14 protein-coding genes and 1 pseudogene are annotated in these 19,518 nt (G+C 50.4%); 9 read left to right on the top strand and 6 right to left on the bottom strand.

Annotation, left to right across the window (positions count from 1 at the left end; translation table 11 throughout):
• Window positions 1-77: 77 nt before the first annotated feature.
• Window positions 78-1,034, bottom strand: a complete 957-nt coding sequence (locus LN341_RS21015; RefSeq protein ID WP_046221464.1) for a LysR family transcriptional regulator — start codon at window positions 1,032-1,034, stop codon at window positions 78-80.
• A 394-nt stretch (window positions 1,035-1,428) separates the two neighbouring features.
• Here LN341_RS21015 and fabG point away from each other — a divergent pair, with 394 nt between their 5' ends.
• From fabG to LN341_RS21000, 3 genes are all read left to right on the top strand, one after another.
• Entirely contained in the window at window positions 1,429-2,163 is a 735-nt protein-coding gene (gene fabG / locus LN341_RS21010; protein ID WP_046221396.1) for a 3-oxoacyl-ACP reductase FabG, read from the top strand.
• Between the two features lie 223 nt (window positions 2,164-2,386).
• Window positions 2,387-2,626 (top strand): hypothetical protein, encoded by a 240-nt coding sequence (locus LN341_RS21005; protein ID WP_046221395.1) that lies wholly within the window; start codon window positions 2,387-2,389, stop codon window positions 2,624-2,626.
• 146 nt (window positions 2,627-2,772) lie between these two features.
• Window positions 2,773-3,708 carry a DUF4382 domain-containing protein gene (locus LN341_RS21000; protein ID WP_234205688.1) on the top strand — a complete coding sequence of 312 codons (936 nt, stop codon included), beginning with the start codon at window positions 2,773-2,775 and terminating at the stop codon, window positions 3,706-3,708.
• A gap of 45 nt (window positions 3,709-3,753) precedes the next feature.
• On the opposite strand, the gene LN341_RS20995 is transcribed toward LN341_RS21000, so the two are convergent.
• Window positions 3,754-4,086 carry a DUF3392 domain-containing protein gene (locus LN341_RS20995; RefSeq protein WP_046221393.1) on the bottom strand — a complete coding sequence of 111 codons (333 nt, stop codon included), beginning with the start codon at window positions 4,084-4,086 and terminating at the stop codon, window positions 3,754-3,756.
• A 203-nt stretch (window positions 4,087-4,289) separates the two neighbouring features.
• On the opposite strand from LN341_RS20995, the gene arfB reads away from it, so the two are divergent.
• Both arfB and LN341_RS20985 read left to right on the top strand, forming a co-directional pair.
• Window positions 4,290-4,703 carry an alternative ribosome rescue aminoacyl-tRNA hydrolase ArfB gene (gene arfB / locus LN341_RS20990; RefSeq protein ID WP_046221392.1) on the top strand — a complete coding sequence of 138 codons (414 nt, stop codon included), beginning with the start codon at window positions 4,290-4,292 and terminating at the stop codon, window positions 4,701-4,703.
• Window positions 4,704-4,817: 114 nt separating this feature from the next.
• Window positions 4,818-5,702, top strand: a complete 885-nt coding sequence (locus LN341_RS20985; RefSeq protein ID WP_046221391.1) for an aspartoacylase — start codon at window positions 4,818-4,820, stop codon at window positions 5,700-5,702.
• On the opposite strand, the gene LN341_RS20980 is transcribed toward LN341_RS20985, so the two are convergent.
• Window positions 5,686-6,015 (bottom strand): DOPA 4,5-dioxygenase family protein, encoded by a 330-nt coding sequence (locus LN341_RS20980; protein ID WP_234205686.1) that lies wholly within the window; start codon window positions 6,013-6,015, stop codon window positions 5,686-5,688. The two genes, LN341_RS20985 and LN341_RS20980, sit on opposite strands and share 17 nt — an antisense overlap.
• A 223-nt stretch (window positions 6,016-6,238) precedes the next feature.
• Between LN341_RS20980 and LN341_RS20975 the strand changes: the two genes are divergently transcribed.
• A complete protein-coding gene (locus LN341_RS20975; RefSeq protein WP_234205684.1) occupies window positions 6,239-6,775 on the top strand; it encodes a cysteine hydrolase family protein in 537 nt (178 codons plus the stop codon).
• Window positions 6,776-6,845: 70 nt separating this feature from the next.
• On the opposite strand, the gene malT is transcribed toward LN341_RS20975, so the two are convergent.
• Entirely contained in the window at window positions 6,846-9,563 is a 2,718-nt protein-coding gene (malT, locus tag LN341_RS20970) for an HTH-type transcriptional regulator MalT (RefSeq protein ID WP_234205682.1), read from the bottom strand.
• Window positions 9,564-9,948: 385 nt separating this feature from the next.
• On the opposite strand from malT, the gene LN341_RS20965 reads away from it, so the two are divergent.
• The 3 genes and pseudogenes from LN341_RS20965 to glgB all read left to right on the top strand — a co-directional run.
• Entirely contained in the window at window positions 9,949-12,411 is a 2,463-nt protein-coding gene (locus tag LN341_RS20965) for a glycogen/starch/alpha-glucan phosphorylase (protein ID WP_234205680.1), read from the top strand.
• Between the two features lie 103 nt (window positions 12,412-12,514).
• On the top strand, window positions 12,515-14,698 hold the full coding sequence (gene malQ, locus LN341_RS20960; protein ID WP_234205678.1) for a 4-alpha-glucanotransferase: 2,184 nt from the start codon (window positions 12,515-12,517) through the stop codon (window positions 14,696-14,698).
• Between the two features lie 51 nt (window positions 14,699-14,749).
• Window positions 14,750-16,606, top strand: a pseudogene (glgB, locus tag LN341_RS20955) (1,4-alpha-glucan branching protein GlgB); the annotation flags it as partial.
• 99 nt (window positions 16,607-16,705) lie between these two features.
• Here glgB and LN341_RS20950 read toward each other — a convergent pair.
• A complete protein-coding gene (locus LN341_RS20950) occupies window positions 16,706-17,224 on the bottom strand; it encodes an RNA methyltransferase (RefSeq protein WP_046221385.1) in 519 nt (172 codons plus the stop codon).
• A gap of 1,141 nt (window positions 17,225-18,365) precedes the next feature.
• A protein-coding gene (locus LN341_RS20945; protein ID WP_234205030.1) for an IS3 family transposase occupies window positions 18,366-19,477 on the bottom strand; the annotation gives its coding sequence in 2 pieces (ribosomal slippage) (window positions 18,366-19,225 and window positions 19,225-19,477; 1,113 coding nt in all).
• Window positions 19,478-19,518 lie beyond the last annotated feature (41 nt).

Below are 19,518 nucleotides of genomic sequence, written 5' to 3'. Positions count from 1 at the left end.
GAAAAACCGGGGTTTCCCCGGTTTTTTTATACGTTCTATTCACCGGAAATCATCGCAAAAAAAACTGACCAAGCGCTCTATACTGTCACACGCATTTTTACAGGGGCGGGCAATCCCAGGGCTTTTTTATTTATTCTGTCCATTTCCTCAACCCGTTCAATTAAATAATCTTTAAAATTGACACAACGTACAGGCATATACTTACGGGGTTTAAAGTAAAGGTTAAGTTCAAACTGACTACTGACATAATCTTTGAGCACAGGCTGAAGCTGGCCGTTATTCAATTCATCGCTGACAAGACTATAAGGCAGATAAGCAATACCACCGCCGGCAAGCGCAATATTCTTCAGAATTTCACTGTCATCTGCTTCTACGGTTTGGGCTATTTCGACAGAGTTGTACTCCCCATTTTGCTCAAAGATCCATTTATTGCCTCCGACCAGTGTGGTGGCGTAAAGACAAAAGTGGTGTTTTAAATGCTCTGGTAAACGCGGCTCACCATGTAGCGAGAGATATTTGGGCGAACAGCAGGCGATCAGCGGTTCACGGATAAGGGATCGTTTTACCAGTAAACTGTCTTTATCCTGAAAGCCTCTGTAAGTTGCATTGGCACGGATAGCGAAGTCAACTTCATGAACATGATCGACTTCGAACGCGGTTTCAAGAACAACAAAGTTGATAGACGGGTGAAGCTGAACATATTCACCAATAATCTGGCTCAGATAGTGCTTGGCAAACAGGGGTGTACTGGCAATGCGTATCTGACCTTTATCTTCATGGCTCAGATTCTGAACTTCATTGAAGACGTCATTGATCTCACCGTTGATCAGGCTGAACCTGTCATATAAGCGTTGTCCTGCCTGAGTCGGCGATATTTTCCGTGTTGTTCTTTTCAGCAGGCTGACACCCATGCTTTCTTCCAGCTCATTGAGCCAGCGACTGCCGGCAGACGCAGAAATTCCGTACTGCTTTGCTGCTTCGCTTAACGAGCCATGTCGCACGACGTGTAGAAAAAAAACTACCTTATCAAGCATGTCTGCCTCTAATCCCTGAGCATTTCCCTGATACATTTATAGCAAACACCGCCTTCATTACCAGTGAAGAGTTGATGACGGGATAATGATAGCGATTAATTCACTGTTTTATATGAAATATCACTGATGACTCGAAGAAAAATGCGACTGATGTAATTTAATGTCATATTGGTAACAAACTATCTTGATAGGGTTGCTGATTACCGCTTTGGTATTCCGCAGGCGATTAGATTAATAGATTAAATAGAGTGGTCGCAAAGGTGAATTGCAGCATTGAGGGTAATCTTTTGATTTGTTTGCTCTAAAATCAATATGATGGAAGTGAGCGGTGAAACAGTGTGCCCGCACTGGATTCGATTTTCGCTTCAGTTTTTGAACTCAGAGGGAATTAAGTATGTTGAACAATAAGGTTTGCATCGTAACGGGAGGCGCACAAGGCATAGGCCGTTGTATTGTGGAGACCTTTGCCAACCAGCAGGCAGAGATTGTCTATGCCTGTGATATGAATGCAGCAGCAATGGCTGAACTGGAGAAAACTTACAAAAATGTAAAAGCCATTGAGCTGAATGTTTGTGACCGGGAGTCAGTAAGTCGCTTTGTTGACAACATTGTAAAAGATTATGGTCGTATTGATGTGCTGGTAAATAATGCCGGGATCACCCGGGATAACCTGATTGAGAAAATGACCGAAAATGAGTGGGATATGGTACTGGACGTGAACCTGAAAGGGGTGTTCAACATGACGCAGGCTGTTGCCCCTGTCATGATGGCGTCAGGCGCAGGATCAATCATCACCATGTCATCTGTCGTGGGCACAGACGGTAATATCGGACAAAGTAATTACGCGGCCACAAAAGGCGGCGTGATTGCGATGACCAAGGGCTGGGCGAAGGAATTTTCACGAAAAGGCGCTCAGGTCAGAGCAAATTGTATCGCCCCTGGTTTTGTAGAGACACCGCTGACCGTTAACCTGCCAGAAAAAATTCTGGAGTATATGAAGTCGAAAACGCCATTGAAGCGCATGGGTAAGCCAGAAGACATTGCGAACGGTGCGCTGTTTTTAGCCAGTGATCATTCCGCGTTTATCACGGGTCAGACGCTGAAAATTGATGGCGGCCTTGTGATTTAATCTTTAGGTTCTTGTTGTTGCTTTGTACACAAAAGTCTTGAGAAATCGAGGCTTTTTTGTTTTTTGGTGTTTCAACTGAGATCTCAGTTCAAGACTGCATTTGCCTTCATTTATTCTGATGTCATTCGTTCTCCAAGCGAGTGTAAATGTATATAAATCACCTTTAAATATTGTGAATAACACCGTATTATTTCGCCAACTGGCATATTTTTGAGGTGAGTGAGTGCTTTTTGGTTATATTGCACCAAGTTTGCTGCTTATCGTTTTAGGGTGCCTGTTCACTCTGGCAATGGCATTGCATAAGCAATGGTTGTGGCTGACTCGCATCTCGCTCATTGGCTTGCTGCTGGCGGCGGCAATGGTTGTGAAGTACCAATATCAGGATCTGCAATCCATCGGCTCCTGCCTGCACCGTCTTGAGAATCCTCGCTCAGTTCAGCATGGTTGTATGCGTGTCGATTAGGCTCACTTTACTGTGAGCCAGTTTCTCCCGCCTTTCATTTCTGCGCCGTCTCTTTCACTGTCATATTGCTGTTAACTTTTGCCGCATCAGCTGTTTTCAATGCGATAACTCGTTAAGCTTGACTAAAAAGCAAGTGGAGCAATCAAATGAAAAAATTAATGTTAGCCGGTACGGTCAGTCTGATTTTGGCCGGTTGTGGATCAGATTCCGATGACCAGTCGACCGGAAAGGTTTCTCTGGCCATGTCTGATGCCCCGGTTGACGGTTTAAAGCAAGTCTGTGTGGCATTTGACAACATTACTGTGCATCACTCAGGCGGCAGTGAAGCGTCTTGGGGAACAACGTCGTTTGCTGCGGATCAAAGCTCAGCATCATGTGTGCCGGATGGACTTTCTATTCCTGAAGATGCAAACGGCAATCCTGAGTTCATGGTGATTGATTTGCTGGATTATCAGGGCAGTGATGCGCTTCAGGTATTGAGCGATGAAGTGTTGCTGGCAGGTAACTATACGCAGATGCGTCTCTCTGTACTGGAAAATGGTACCTATTCTGACGGTACACCCTATTCACATGTTGTGACTGAGACAGATGCAGTGGAAGATATCCGCGTGCCCAGCGGCGAGCTGAAACTGGATGGGTTTACTGTTGAGGCGGATTCAACCCAGGCTTATACCATTGAATTTGATCTGCGTAAAAGTATGGTACTGAATGCCAACGGTTATCAGCTGAAACCTCGCGGCGTTCGTGTTGTTGATAATACAGCTGTCGCAACGATAGATGGCACGGTTGGCGCATCTTTGTGTAGCAGTGATCTGTCGAATGCTTTTGTTTATGTGTACTCATTAGCCAATGGTGGTCAGTTTGAAGACTTAGGTTCAGACAATGAACCTTTGACATCAGCACCGGTAGACCCTGTTACAGGCCAGTATGAGATTGGCTACCTGCCATTAGATACTTATGACCTGAACCTGGTGTGTAATGGCAACGAAGATGATCCTGAGCAAAGTGGGGATACGCTGATCATTGATACCACGCTGCTGGATCAGGTGCTTGGCACTGATGGTCTGACCGTGAATTTCTAATCAGCGAATTGTCTGAATGAACCGCCGTAATGAACGGCGGTTTTTTTACACCTGGTTATTTCGTTGCGCCCAACTGCCCAGAAAAATGAAAGTCCCCAGTATTATCGTAAACAGCCACACATTACTCATTCCGCTGAGCTTGGTGGCTAACCAGGGTGCAGCAGCAATGATCAGGAAGCCATAGCCAAAGGCGTTCACAAAAATGAAGGCACAGGTACGGAGAATAAAGTTCGTACCTGAAAGATAACGCCGAAGAATCCGGTTGATATCTGAGCCAAACACAACGAGCAGGCATGCAATCATCGCTGTGGCGATGTCACTGATCCATGGACGCAAAAATTGACCGGATTCTGCCAGATATCCTAATAAAGTATTCATAACAGACTGTTGTAAAACATGATGATTGTTGAGGATGACAGGATACGCCGCCTCAGAAATACGATGAATCCTCCTGCAAGCGAGATGCAGAGCAGATCACAGATTAAAGGCCTGATCACCCGGACTTGTTTGGCTTTTCGTTGGTATTTCAGGCGTGTGGCTCGGATAATACAAGAGAGTGAAGTTCAAATGATTCAATTGTTATGTTGCATATATCAAACACAGTACAAATCGCTGACTGGGAAATAGACATCAGCGCCATTCGTGCTCAGGGAGCAGGCGGGCAGAATGTCAATAAAGTCTCCAGTGCCATACATTTGCGTTTTGATATTAAGCGCTCAAGTTTGCCTGATTTTTATAAGGAAAGGCTGTTGCAGCTTTCTGATCAGCGGATAACGAAAGAGGGCGTGATCATTATCAAGGCGCAGCAGTTCAGAACACAAGAGCAGAATAAAGAAGACGCGCTGCAAAGGTTGCAGGCCTTGATTCAGTCTGCAGCGAAGCAAGAGAAAAAACGCCAGCCCACCAAACCGACCAAGTCCTCTCAGCGACGCCGGGTGGATAAGAAAACACAGCGCGGTCAGGTGAAATCGATGCGAGGAAAGATTGACTATTAACCTGTGAATAACTTTGCCTTAAATTTGCCTGTTTATTCGTTTGTTTGCCGTTGAGAAGGCTGGCATACTGGGTTTTCTTCAAATTTTCCAATACTTCAAGTGGTGATGATAAGGATGAAAAGCATTAATTCTGTCGCTGTTGTTGGCGGTACTCACGGCAATGAATTCAGCGGCATTTATCTGCTGCGTAAATGGCAGCAAGATGCCAGGCGCATTACCCGGGAGAGCTTCACTACGCAGACTTTGTTTGCTAATCCAAAAGCGCATGAAGAGAATAAACGCTACGTTGACAGTGATCTGAACCGCCAGTTTGCGGTGGACGATCTGGCCAACCCTGAACTGGCGAACTATGAGCAAAGCAGGGCGAAGGTCATGAATGCTGTTTTGGGTCCTAAAGGCGACGCCAAAACCGATTTCATCATTGATTTACATAATACAACCAGCAACATGGGGCCAACGTTAATTGTGCTGCAATCGGATGATTTCAATATCCGGATGGGCGCGTACGTGAAAGCGAACATGCCTGAAGCTGTGGTGGTCTTTGAAGATCAAATCCCATTGGCTGAGCATAAGTTCGTTTGTTCGATTGCCCAGCAGGGTGTGATTGTGGAGATTGGCCCTCAGCCGCAGTCGGTCATTCGACAGGATGTGCTGGATTGGATGGAAACCATGACAGGTCATATCCTGGATTATGTCGATCTGTATAACAAAGGCCAGTTGCCGGAATTACCGCCCACTTATGAAGCATTTCGTTACACCGAAACCTTAAAACTGCCGGAAAACGCGCAAGGTGAGCGAATCGGCATGGTGCATAAAAATGTACAGGATAACGATTTCAAGCCTCTGCATGGCGGCGATCCTATCTTTACCCTGTTTGACGGCAGTGAGATTTGCTGGGATGGCGATTATGAAGCTTACCCGCATTTCATCAATGAAGCAGCGTACTACGACAATAATCTGGCGATGTCTCTGGCGGAAAAGATCACCGTCGAGCTGTAAAAATGGCCGTGTGCACGGGCAGCTGTTGACCAAGCCAGCGTGCATGGACTGTGTGATCATCCAGCTCATTGGCTGACACCGGGTGGATCAGTACAGACAAACCTTCTCTGTGCTGATCCAGCCAATCAATAAATCCTGTCTGATTATCTGCAAAGTGCATTTCAAACATTGGCTTGTCGTGCGGGCCAACCAAGCGTGGCACCAGCGGATAAATTGCCAGAATATCGGCTTGTCTTTCTGCAATAATGCGCTGGCGTACCTGTTCCGCTAAATCCAATTGTGGTAAGTCAAAATATACGTGAGCGTGAAACATACTGCCCCCTTTACACTGAATGAATACCTTCTGATACTCCCGATTTTACGCTGACTGCGACGGAGCACCAGCGCAGAGAAGTGAACAGATCGTTCTAAAAAGTTGAACTCGCTGCAGCTTCATTCTGAGATCAGGATTGTGAACGCATGGGTTTCAATGCATATTGTGCAACTGTTGGATGAACTGACATTTTCTCCGCCATATCATGATGTAAGGACACAAAATGAAAAAAGCCCTTCTGGTTATTGATGTACAGCGTCTCTGCTTTGAACCGGAGCCGCAGCCATTTGAAGCAGATGCCGTGGTTGCACGAATTAATCAGCTCATCACATGGGCGAGAGAGAAAGCTTTGCCTGTGATTTTTGTTCAGCATGAAGAGCCTGACACTGAGATTGCCTATCAGAGTGATGGCTGGCAGCTCCATCGAGATCTCATCACTTCAGAGGGGGATGTTTTTGTGCGTAAAACAACGCCGGATTCTTTCCATAACACTGTGCTGAAAGCCACGCTGGATCGTCTTGAGACTGAACAGCTTGTCGTCTGCGGCTATGCGACAGATTTTTGTGTCGATACCACGACACGGCGTGCGGCTGTACTGGGTTATGAAATTGCACTGGTTTCTGATGCGCATACCACCCATGATAAACCGTATGCAACCGGAGCGTTAATCCGCCAGCATCATACCTTTGTGCTGTCGGCAGCAGAGAGTTTCCCGGTCAAGATTCAGGCCGTTACCACTGCTGAGCTGCTAGCAAGCTGAGTGCCAGCATCAACGGGCAGGGATGAGTGAAGGGGGAGGAGAATCCTCCCCTGGTTTGAGGCGGGCATCATCAAGAGGCCTGGTAACCCATCAGGCTAAGCAGTTCCTGAGCGGTTTCAATCGCTTCGTTCCGGTTCGCGATGTTGAGCTTTTGATACAAATTTCGGATGTGGGTTTTTATCGTGGTGGCAGCGACATCCAGTTCAGACGCGATCTGTTCGTTGCTGTAGCCGGTATAAATTAATCCCAGTACCTGCCATTCCCTTTGTGTCAGCGGACTGGTTCGGATCAGTTCAGGTAAATCCGGTAAATTGAGCAACTTTTCGACAAAGGCTTCATCAAAATGAACCAGTCGATGGCGCTCTTTACTGCTCATTTCACGCAAGAGCTGACGCGCCCGGTGCTGCGACAATTCGTTCAATAATTTCTCATCGATCAAGGCTTGCAGTAAGTCTTGAATCTCTTCCGCAGCAATCAGGAAGTTACCGACCATCCCTGTGCTGTTGGTCAGCCGCAGTGCTTCGGCAAGATGGGTTAACGCGGCTTGTCGATCACCTGCCTTTTTGCTGATGACGGCCTGAAGGATCAGGTTGCGGTTTCTGTCGGTGACCAGCTGATGCTTGTCGCAACTGTCCAGTAGCATGCTGAGAATATCCTGTGCCTGGTCAGTCTGATCCAGCATCAGGTGCGCCATGGCCAGATTACGCCATTGCTGCTGCTGGAAATGGTTGCAGGCGCCCTCGGGCTGCTCGGCTTGTGATAACCAGCGACGGACACTCCCCAGCTCTTTGGTTCGCTGCCAGTAGAGTAAATTGGCGACATCGGCATTCGCACGCCAGTCGATATGATAATCGGCGGTTTCCATCAGCTCGTTACAGCGTTGCAGATAGCGCGCGGCTTTGTCCTGTTCCCCGCGTGTGATAGCAATCCGGGCCAGCATAGAGTAGGCCTGAAGAGACTTTGTATCATCGTAAGGGGCCAGAACATCCAGGCTTTTTAATGCCGCTTCTTCCGCTTCATCAAGCCGGTTCCAGCACCAGAGGATCTGCGCCTTCAGGCGCAGCAGAAACTCATGCAGCGGGACTTGCTGTAATTGCTGCTCCCGGACGAGTTTAAATCCTTGCTCTAACAGCTCATAAGCAGGCTGTACGGCGCCCTGAGCCAGCAGGATTTCACTTTGCTGCAGCAAGGCCCAAAGCGCCTGATGATAAACATGATACTGACGAGCCATTTTTTCTGTCTGCTGCATCATCGGCAGTGCACGACTGAGATTGCCGAGGCAGTGATGGACTTCGCCCACCACTGAAGTGGCAACAATGCGGCTGCGATAGGTGTTGGCCGGTAATTGTCCCAGTGCCTGTTCAGAGAGCAGTAAGGCTTCTTCCGGTTTGCTTTGATTAATTGCCACCTGCGCCCGTAACGCATTCAGTTCGCCCTGCAGCGCGTCGTTGAAACTGATGTGATTGCTTTGCATTTCAGCTTCAGACTCTGCAATCAGATCACCCACTTCGTTATACCTGTGCTGACTTTGCACCAGCCAGAGTCGGAGCAGGATCAGGCGCGGGCTGCTAAAGAGCATGTTGCGATCCAAATTGGCGATACATTCTTCCAGCAGTTTGAGCTCACCGTGGTGAAACATACTCCAGCCGTGATCGCTCAGAATCGTGACCATTAACGCCTGATTATTGCTTTTTCGTACGTGATAAAGCGCTTGCTGCGGACTGCTTTGATTCAGCCAGGCTTTCGCTGCTTTGTTATGCAACTCTTCGCGCTGTTCAGGAATATGCGAATGGCGTTTGTGGCGCAGAAACTCCGCAAATAAGTGATGGAACCGGTACCAGTTATCGGCGCCTTCCAGCGGGGTGATGAAAAGCCCGTAGCGGTTCAGATACTCCAGCTTCACCAGTGCATCGCTGCGCCCGGTCAAATCAATCACCAGTTCAGCGTTAAACATATCCAGAACAGAGCATTGCAGCAGGAAGGCTTTGGTGTCTTCATCAAGCAGGTCGAAGACCTCTTCGGCCAGATAGTCCCAAAGGTGGCTGCGGTTAAAGTTGGCCAGAGATAACGCCGATTCAGCCAGGTGGTTCGGTTTTTGCTGTGCATGCAACGCAATGAGCTGCAAGGCCGAAGGCCAGCCTTCAACCTGGGCACGAAGGCTGCTGAGTGCACTGGTTTCGATCTCATTGGCAACACGTTTACTGAAAAAGCGCGCGGTCTCTTCTTCATCAAAGGCTAACCATTCATGGTCGACTTCGATCAACAGATCTCTGACTCTCAGGTTGGCTGTGCCCAAGGGCGGCAGACTGCGGCTGGTGACCACCAGGGTGAGTTCATCCGGCATGTTTTTCAGGAAGAAACGCATACCGTCATGGATGTCTTCGTTGGTGATGACATGATAATCATCCAGGACCAGATAGGTCTGATGCGGATAATCCTGAAGCTCAGCAAAGAGCTCGCTGAACAGGGTACTCAGACAGGCGAATTGGCGGCGTTCTGCCATCGCCCGCGTCTTGAGACAGGCATCCTTTGTCGCCTTATTGAGAGCCTGGAGCAGGTAATTGGCAAAACGAAAAGTGTCATTATCGCTGTCATCAAGGTTAATCCAGCCTGTATGCGGATGCTCATTCAGCCATTGAGAAGCCATGGTGGTTTTGCCGTAACCCGCCGGAGATCGGAAAAGCACCAGACGGTATGAGGGCGCCTGATGCAGCAGGTCCAGCAATCTGGGACGCATGATCGCATTGTGTAACCGTCCGGGACGGGTAAGCTTTGAAGGTATCCACATAATTCTGATTAATCTTTATTGTCATGAATGAGTGTGCAGGCGCATTTATCATCACCTGAGTTACTCACTAAATCATCAGTTGTTTTACCTCTCATCCCCAAAAATAAGGGGCTTGTCACACTTTTGTAACAGGTGCTGCGAATTTTATCGCTTCTTTGCACAAGCGCATGGTCCGCGATATTTGTGATGAATATCAGAACCGCAGAGGCGTATCACCCGAAAAGTCAGCGGGTTGTCACACAATTCTGGTGAGCTTGTCACTACGCCCTCGTGCTCATCCCTCCGCCTCTCCGGCATGGGAGGATGTTTTTCCGGAACCGCGCAGGCAGCATTAGCCTCAACAGTTTTTCATTTTCTACAATTACAACCCGACAGCGAGAAACAAATGATGCAAACGCAAACCAAAATGCCTACCTTTGATCAGGCGGCTTTTCAGGCTTCGGTTGAGCAACATCTTCTGGTGACTTATGCCCAGACACCAGCGACAGCGACATCGCGCCACTGGTATCTGGCCATGAGCCGTGCACTGGCCGAGATCAGCACAGGCAATCTCATTGAGACCGAGCAGCAATTGTCTGCCCAAGCTTGCCGCAGCGTAAATTATCTCTCACTGGAATTTTTGATTGGCCGCCTGACCGGGAACAATCTGATCAGCCTGGGTTTGTACGAGCAGGTGTCCGGCGCTATGGCAGCCCTGGGTCAGAACCTGACCGATTTACTGGAAGAAGAGCGCGATCCTGCGCTTGGTAATGGCGGACTGGGCCGGTTGGCGGCATGTTTTATGGACTCACTGGCCGCACAGGAGTTTCCGGCTGTAGGTTATGGCCTGCACTATGAGTACGGTCTGTTCAAACAATCTTTTGATCATGGCCGCCAGATGGAAGCTCCGGACGCGTGGCGTGGCCAGGAAGGCTATCCCTGGGAAGTGCTACGCCCTGAGTTGAACCAGAAGGTCGGCTTATATGGTCATGTGGAAGTGTACAGCGACGAGACTGGCGCTGAACGTCGCCGCTGGGTGCCTGGCATGCAAGTCGACGGGATCGCCTGGGATCTGCCGATTATCGGTTATCAGAATAACAGTGTGTATCCTCTGCGTTTATGGGAATGTCGTGCGCCGGCACCGTTTGATCTGGCGCTGTTTAACGACGGTGATTACATCGGGGCGCAGCAGGCGGCGATTCAGGCCGGTAATGTCACCAAAGTACTGTACCCGAATGACAATCATGAGCAGGGGAAAACCTTGCGTCTGATGCAGCAGTACTTCCACTGCGCGTGTTCAGTGGCTGATATTCTGCGTCGCCATCTGGCGGCAGGTCATGCGATTGAAGATCTGGCCAAACTGGAAACCATTCAGCTGAACGACACTCACCCGACGATCGCGATTCCTGAACTGATGCGCATTCTGCTCGATGAGCACTTCATGAGCTGGGATGATGCCTGGTCTGTCTGTAACTCAGTCTTTGCCTACACCAACCACACCTTGCTTCCGGAAGCGCTGGAGACCTGGAGCGAATCTCTGATCGCAAATCTGTTACCGCGTCACTTAGAGATCATCTTTGAGATCAACCACAGGTTTATGGCTCAGGTCGAAGCAAAATGGCCGGGCAATGATGAGGTGAAACGCAAACTGTCTGTGATTCAGGAAGGCAGCGAGCGCATGGTGCGCATGGCAAACCTGTGCGTGATTGGCGGCTATGCGGTGAATGGTGTGGCAGCACTGCACTCGGAGCTGGTCAAGCGCGATCTGTTCCCTGAGTTTGACGCACTGTATCCGGGTAAACTTCAGAACGTCACGAACGGTGTCACCCCACGACGCTGGCTGAAGTTCTGTAACCCAGCGTTGAGCTCACTCATTGATGAAAAAATTGGTACAGACTGGCCGGCTCATCTGGAACAACTGTCGTCACTGGCTGACTTTGCCGATGACGCCGAGTTCCAGCAAGCTTTCATGGCCGTGAAAAAGGCCAACAAACAACGTCTGGCTGACTGGGTGGCCGACAACATGGGCATTGAACTGAACACCGACGCCATCTTTGATGTGCAGATCAAGCGCCTTCATGAGTATAAACGTCAGCACCTGAACCTGGTGCATATTTTGTCGCTCTATCACCGTCTGCTCAATGATCCGAAATTTGATATGCAGCCGCGTGTGTTCATTTTCGCAGCCAAAGCCGCGCCGGGTTATGCGCTGGCCAAAGACATCATTTTTGCCATCAATAAAGTGGCAGACAAAGTGAACAATGATCCTCGTCTGGGTGGCAAGCTGAAAGTGGTCTTTATCCCTGACTATCGTGTCAGCCTGGCGGAGATCATTATCCCGGCGGCGGATGTGTCTGAACAAATTTCGACAGCCGGTAAGGAAGCCTCCGGTACCGGAAATATGAAACTGGCCCTGAATGGTGCGCTGACTATCGGCACCATGGATGGTGCTAATGTTGAGATCCGGGAAGAAGTCGGTGATGACAACATCTTTATCTTCGGCTTGCTGGTGGACGAGGTGATGGAACTAGTACAGAAAGGCTATCAGCCAACCCGTTACTATGAGTCTGACAGCTTGCTGAAAGCCTCACTGGATCTGTTGCTGGGTGAGACCTTTACACCGGGTGAGCCGGACGCACTGGCGGGCATTCGCCACAACCTGCTCGAAGGGGGCGATCCGTATCTGGTGCTGGCTGATTTTGCGGATTATGTGGCGGCTCAGGAACGCATTGACCATGCTTACCGGGATAAAGCCGGTTGGGCGCGAAAAGCCATACTCAATACCGCGCTGGTCGGCAAGTTCAGTTCAGACCGCAGTATTCGCGACTATGTAGAGAATATTTGGCAATTAAAAGCGGTGAAACGCTGATATTTTTGCCGGGGCTGGCTAGTCCCGGCTTTATTGTAAGGAGTGACAAAGACTGTACTTGTGGGAGAGACAGTCAGTCTGAAGCGTGTCACGGAGAAGAAGAATGAGAACAGAAAAGGTTGTGAAAGAGATTGCCAGACAAGCCGGGCTGGCAGACAGCTACATCAGTGCCTGGGGTGAAGAAACACCGGTCAGTACCGAGACACTGGATCGGTTACTGGCTGCGCTGGGCTACGATACCAGTAGTGATCAGGCGCTCGAATCCTCAGCGGCCAGATTGCAGCCAAGAGAAGTGCTGGCACCGGTGAAAGTGATCCGCCGTGGAGAGCCTGTTCATATTGAGCTGACCCTGGGCCGCAGTGCCCGGATCAGCGACTTCAGCTGGCGGCTCGAAACCGAGCAGGGCGACGTCATGGAAGGCTGGCTGCAGTCGCAGCTGGTGGCTGATGACCGTGAGCAGGGCAACGGGATGACGTTCGCGCTGCCTGAACTGGCGCTGGGCTACCACAAGCTTGAGATTTTTCGTAAACGCCGTCAGTCACCGTATGAGATGACACTGATTGTCACCCCAACGGCTTGTTATAAGCAGCCAGCGCTGGAGAAGGGCAAAAAACTCTGGGGTGCCAGCGTCCAGCTTTACTCAGTGCGGACCGGTCATAACTGGGGGATCGGCGATTTTGGCGATCTCAAGCATCTGGTGTCTGATATTGCATCCCGTGGCGGCGATTTTGTTGGCCTGAACCCGATCCATTCTTTGTTTCCGGCCAATCCCGAAGGGGCAAGTCCGTACAGCCCGTCTTCCCGCCGCTGGCTCAATATTATCTATATTGATGTGTGCTCGGTCCCGGAATTCGCTCAGTGTGATGAGGCGTTGCAGTTAGTGGGCAGTGATGCATTCCAGCAGCGTCTGGTGGCGGCCCGTGACAGCAACTGGGTCAATTACAGTGAAGTGGCAAGTCTGAAAATGCTTGTGTTGCCCATGCTGTTTCACACCTTTCAGCAGCGCCATCTGGCGTCGCTGAGCGCCCGTGGCCGACAGTTTCTGGATTTCGTCGAAACCGGCGGGGAGAGCCTGATGCATCAGGCGGCGTTTGATGCACTCCATGCCGAGCTGAAAGCGAACAATGATCAAATCTGGGGCTGGCCGGTTTTCCCTGAGCAATATCGCCATTTTGATAATGCTGCTGTGAAACACTTCATTGCCGCACATCCTGAGCAGGTTCAGCTGTATATGTATCTGCAATGGCTGGCCGATACCCAGCTGGCAGAAGCGCAGCAGCTTGCCGAAGAAAAAGGCATGGTGATGGGGCTTTACCGGGATCTGGCTGTCGGCGTTTGTGATTCCGGCGCAGAAACCTGGGCTGATCAAGATGCGCTGTGTCAGGGGGTCAGTGTCGGTGCGCCACCGGATATTCTCGGCCCGCTGGGGCAGAACTGGGGATTGCCACCGTTTAACCCGCAGGCCTTGCGTAAAACGGCCTATCAGCCGTTCATTGAACTGCTGCGTGCCAATATGCGCCACTGCGGTGCGTTACGGATCGATCATGTGCTGGGTCTGCTTCGCTTGTGGTGGATTCCAAAAGGTGAATCGGCCAAGCAAGGCGCGTATATGTACTATCCGGTCGATGATCTGATGGCGATTCTTGCGCTGGAAAGTCATCGTCACCAATGTACTGTGATTGGTGAAGATCTGGGCACAGTGCCGGATGAAATCGTCGATAAACTGGCGAGCGCCGGGATCCACTCTTACAAGGTCTTTTTCTTCGAAACTGCGGAAGACGGCGGCTATTATTCTCCGTCTCACTATACCGCGCAGTCGATGTCGGCCCTGTGTACCCACGATATGCCGACACTCAGAGGCTTCTGGCATTGCGACGATCTCAAGTTGGGCCGTGAGCTGGGGTTGTACCCGGATGAACAGCAACTGCAGGGATTGTTCGACAGCCGTGCCGAAAGCAAACAGCGCATTCTGGACAGCGTCAACTGGCATGGCTTCCTGCCGCAAAATGTCGGCCGTGACGCGCAGTATGTCCCGATGGATCGCACCCTTGCCGAAGCGCTGCAGTTACATCTTGCGGCCGGTTCCAGTGCATTGCTGAGCCTGCAGCTGGAAGACTGGCTGGAAATGGATAAGCCGGTCAATATTCCGGGCACAGTGGATGAATATCCGAACTGGCGACGTAAGCTGGCGGTGAATCTTGAAGATCTGTTTAACCGTCAGGACATCATGGATCTGACGAAACGACTGACGGATGTACGCCGCCAGGCGGCTGAGAAGCAGGAGTAAAGTGTGGGCGCCGGACGAGTAAAGATCAAAGACTGGTTGCCGGATCTGGCTGAACTGGCTCATCCTTCGAGCCAGTATCATCATATGGGCGCGCAACGGTTAACACTTGAAACCGGCGGCTCACCGATCTCCGGCGTACGTTTTCTGGTGTATGCGCCGAATGCATCTGCGGTCAGTGTCGTGGGGGATTTTAACCACTGGGACAGCCGCGCCCATCCGTTATCCGTACTGGACCAAGGCTACTGGGGCTGTTTTGTCGAGGGGCTGGGCACCGGTGAGCGCTATAAATTTGAGCTGCGTGATCAGTCGGGCAACAGCCTGCCGCACAAGGCCGATCCCTGGGGCTATGAGGCCGAGCAGTATCCGTCGTTTGCATCCAAAGTGTATGACCACAGCGGCTATCGCTGGCAGGATGCACACTGGCAGCAGCGGCAGGTGACAGCCAAACACGAACAGCCGCTTTCGATTTACGAGTTGCATCTGGGCTCGTGGCGACGGCAGGCATCCGGTGAAAGCCTGAGCTACCGGCAGCTGGCGGCTGAGCTGATCCCTTATCTGACGGACATGGGATACACCCATGTTGAACTGATGCCGGTGGCGGAACATCCTTTCTATGGCTCCTGGGGCTATCAGCCGGTGGGACTGTTTGCTCCGACAAGCCGCTACGGCTCGCCGGATGATTTCAAGTTTTTCATCGACCAGTGCCATCAGGCCGGGTTAGGCGTGATTCTGGACTGGGTGCCGGCACATTTCCCGGCTGACGATCACGGACTGGCCTTTTTTGACGGGACCGCCTTGTTTCACGACCCGGATCCGCGCCGTGGCTGGCATCAGGACTGGCAAAGCTATATCTACGATTACGGCCGTGAGCATGTGCGCCGTTTTCTGGTGGCCAATGCTCTTTACTGGTTTGAGCATTTCCACATCGACGGCCTGCGGGTCGATGCCGTGGCATCCATGCTGTATCTGGATTACTCACGCCAACCCGGCGAGTGGATACCCAATGCTGAGGGCGGCAATATCAATCATGACGCAGCCAGTTTGTTGCGCTGGATGAATGAAGAAGTGTACCGCTTGTATCCCAATGCCATGACGATTGCGGAAGAGTCGACAAGTTTTCCCGGCGTCTCACGGCCAACCTATGAGGGCGGACTGGGGTTTGGCTTCAAATGGAACATGGGCTGGATGCACGATAGTCTGAGCTATATCCGCCAGGATCCGATTCACCGACAGCACCATCACGATACGCTGACGTTTCCCTTGGTATACGCATTTAGTGAGAATTACGTGCTCTCGCTGTCACACGACGAAGTCGTTTATGGTAAAGGTTCGCTGCTCAATAAAATGCCGGGTGATGAATGGCAGCAAACGGCCAATCTGCGCGCCTATATGGCCTATATGTACGGTCAGCCGGGCAAAAAGCTGAACTTTATGGGCGCAGAAATCGCTCAGAGTGCGGAGTGGAATCACGATGGCGTGCTGGAGTGGCATTACCTGCAATATGGCCGTCACATTGGGGTCCAGCGTTTAGTGCGGGCGTTAAATCTCCTGTATCAATCGACTCCGGCTCTGTATGAACTGGACTGTGATGCGGCAGGCTTTGCCTGGTGTGTGCAAAATGATGCGTCCCGCAGTGTGATCGCGCATGAGCGTTTCGCCCGCAATGGCGACAAGTTGCTGGTGGTCAGTAACTTCACCCCAGTGCCCCGGCAAAGTTACCCTATTCCGGTGCCGCAATCAGGTCAGTACCGGTTAATGCTCAACAGTGATGACCCTCAGTACTGGGGGAGTGGGATGCCGGTAGAACAAACGGTGAACACCGTTTGGGATGAGGCGTCAGGCAGTGAAGTGATGGTGATCGACCTGCCACCGCTGTCGACTTTGTTCTGGCAATTTATGCCGGGTTAAACCGAGCGATGCGTTTTTCAGAGAGTACAGCAACCCGAATGGCACAGAGCTGACGGTTGCGATGAAACAGAAAGGGCCATTTGATGGCCCTTTTTTACGTCAAACGCAGCCTTTGACGGCTAGCTTGTTTTTGTTGTCCCGGTTCGCGACCACTTGCTGATGGTCATCAATCGCACCCAGTGTTTTGGCTAATCTGTCATACAAGACCACATTGACGGTCGCTGCCAGATTCATGCAGCCATTGGTGGGGACATACACAACATGATCGGCTTTATCGACAACCTCTTGTGGCAGTGAACTGTCCTCCGGGCCAAACACATACACAGCGTTTTCAGGATGGGTAAAGCGAGGCAGTGCCGTCGCGCCCACCACCAATTCAACACAAACGATTTCTACGCCGTCCGCTAGCCCGGCGGTGAGATCGTCCATCTCGACCAAATCAATGCGCTCATGGCTGTTATGGGTATCGGTGTGAAATTTTGCCGCGCGGTTATAGCGGTTACCGTTATAACGCACTTGGGTTGCGTCATAGCAGCCTGCGGCACGCATCACTGCGCCCACATTCGTCGGGCTTTTGGGGTTGTACAGTCCAATAATGACCGTTGACTGTGTTGTCATTGTGTTTGATCTACTTATGTATTGCTTTAAGGCTAGAGTGTGGAACTCGCGAGTGGGGGGATTATGGCAGTAGTGTGGTTGGATAACAATTTTTGGTTCGGGGCAGCGGCTGGGATTCTGGTGCAGTGGAGGTATGTCGCGCTTGAGTCTGGTGGTTCTTTTAGCATGGTGCAATGCGCGCCAGACACTCTTTGTGGGGACAAAGCGTGTCCAGAAATGCCTTTTTTTCTTTGGTGTGGTCCGGGGCGGTTGTAGGCGCTCCCGGCGCCGACAACCTAAAAATTCGTCCTGAATTTTTCCCTGGGGGAGTGGGTTTCTTGGATTTTTTTTGGGTGTTGTTGTGGATTTTGGTACGGCTGAGGTATGTCGCGCTTGAGTCTGGTGGTTCTTTTGACATGGTGTGATGCGCGCCAGGTACTTTTTGTTGGGGCAAAGAGTACCCAGAAAGCCCCTTTTTGTTCTCTGGTGTGGTCCGGGTCGGTTGTAGGCGCTCCCGGCGCCGACAACCTAAAAATTCGTCCTGAATTTTTCCCTGGGGGATCGGGTTTGTTTCGGATTTTTGGGGTGTTGTAGCTGTGGATTCTGGTGCAGCGGAGGTATGTCGCGCTTGAGTCTGGTGGTTCTTTTGACATGGTGTGATGCGCGCCAGGTACTCTTTGTTGGGGCAAAGAGTACCCAGAAACCCCTTTTTGTTCTTTGGTGTGGTCCGGGTCGGTTGTAGGCGCTCCCGGCGCCGACAACCTAAAAATTCGTCCTGAATTTTTCCCTGGGGGAGCGGGTTTCTTGAATATTGTGGTTGTTGTTGTGGAGTATGTTTTCAGGCATACATTATTACCTACCTCTGTCATTGTCGCGCAGGCGGAAACCCATACAGCGAGTGCGATTTCTGAGGTTAAGTGAGCATGCTCCATGGCTACGGTTTCTTTTTACTGATTAAGTGACTGATGTCTCTTAATCACAAGCCCATACGCGCTGATTTTTGTGGTAAGTCATGAAATACAAAAAAAGCAATTAATATCAATTGGGTGGCATAAGAAGTTTGAGTATTATACTTGAGATGGTGTCGTATAACTTACTGATTAGTTTATATGGTTAAGCTTGAATAATGCAAAATAATCATACGCTTGTAACCCTCCCTACTTTAATGGCAGCCTAAATTAGAGTTTTTCCTGCTTTCGTACCTTGCTAAGTATTCCCACGGGGTCAGATCATCCAGGGCATCATGAGGGCGTTCATCGTTATATTCCTTCATCCATTGTTCGGTTAACTCTCGAACTTCACTCAGCGTTTTAAAAACGTACATATCGAGAAGTTCTGTGCGATAGGTTCGATTAAAGCGCTCAATATATGAGTTCTCAGTGGGTTTTCCTGGTCGAATAAATTCAAGTTCAACTCGATTTTCTTCGGCCCATTCGGCTAACGCTGTGGAGATAAATTCTGGACCATTATCCATCCTGAGTTTGCCGGGCATCCCGCGCCACGCTGTGATACGCTCCAAAACCCGGATGACTCTTGGGGCTGGTAAATTTAAGTCCACTTCGATGGCTAACACTTCGCGGTTAAAATCATCGACAACATTAAACGTACGAAAACGTCTGCCGCAAGCCAGAGCGTCACTCATAAAATCAATCGACCAACAGCAGTTCACCCCGTCAGGACGTGCCAGCGGGACTGGCTCCCGTTTCGGTAACCGCTTTTTTCCTTTGCGCCTCATATTGAGCTTGAGTGAGCAGTAAACACGGTAAACGCGCTTGTGGTTCCATGGATATCCCCAGCGTCTGAGAACTTTAAATAACTTGCCAAAACCATAAGCAGGATATCGCTCTACGGCTTCTTGCAACTTGGCGATGACCTCATCATCTCGATGAGGGTCTGGTTGATATCGATAGACAGAATCACTGATGCCAACTGCGCGGCAGGCCATTCTGAGACTGACCCGAAATTGCTGACGAACATACTCCACGAGTTCGCGTTTAACCGCTGGCTTTACAGCTTTTTTTCCAGAATATCTTTCACAATACGATGCTCAAGGCTGAGGTCAGCGAACATCTGCTTGAGTCGGCGATTTTCATCTTCAAGCTCTTTCAGCCGCTTCACATCGGACGCTTCCATACCACCATATTTCGATTTCCAGTTGTAATAGGTAGCGTCAGAGATACCGTATTCACGACAGACTTCGTTGACCTTACGGCCAGCCTCCACTTCCTTCAGGATCTTCACGATCTGTGTTTCTGTGTAGCGTGATTTTTTCATCATGCGTTCTCCGTTTATTTCAGTGTAAACGGAAAAGCTCT

This window comes from Photobacterium sp. TLY01 (genome assembly GCF_021432065.1).
GTDB lineage: Bacteria > Pseudomonadota > Gammaproteobacteria > Enterobacterales > Vibrionaceae > Photobacterium > Photobacterium halotolerans_A.
This window is presented reverse-complemented; position numbering and strand designations above follow the sequence as displayed.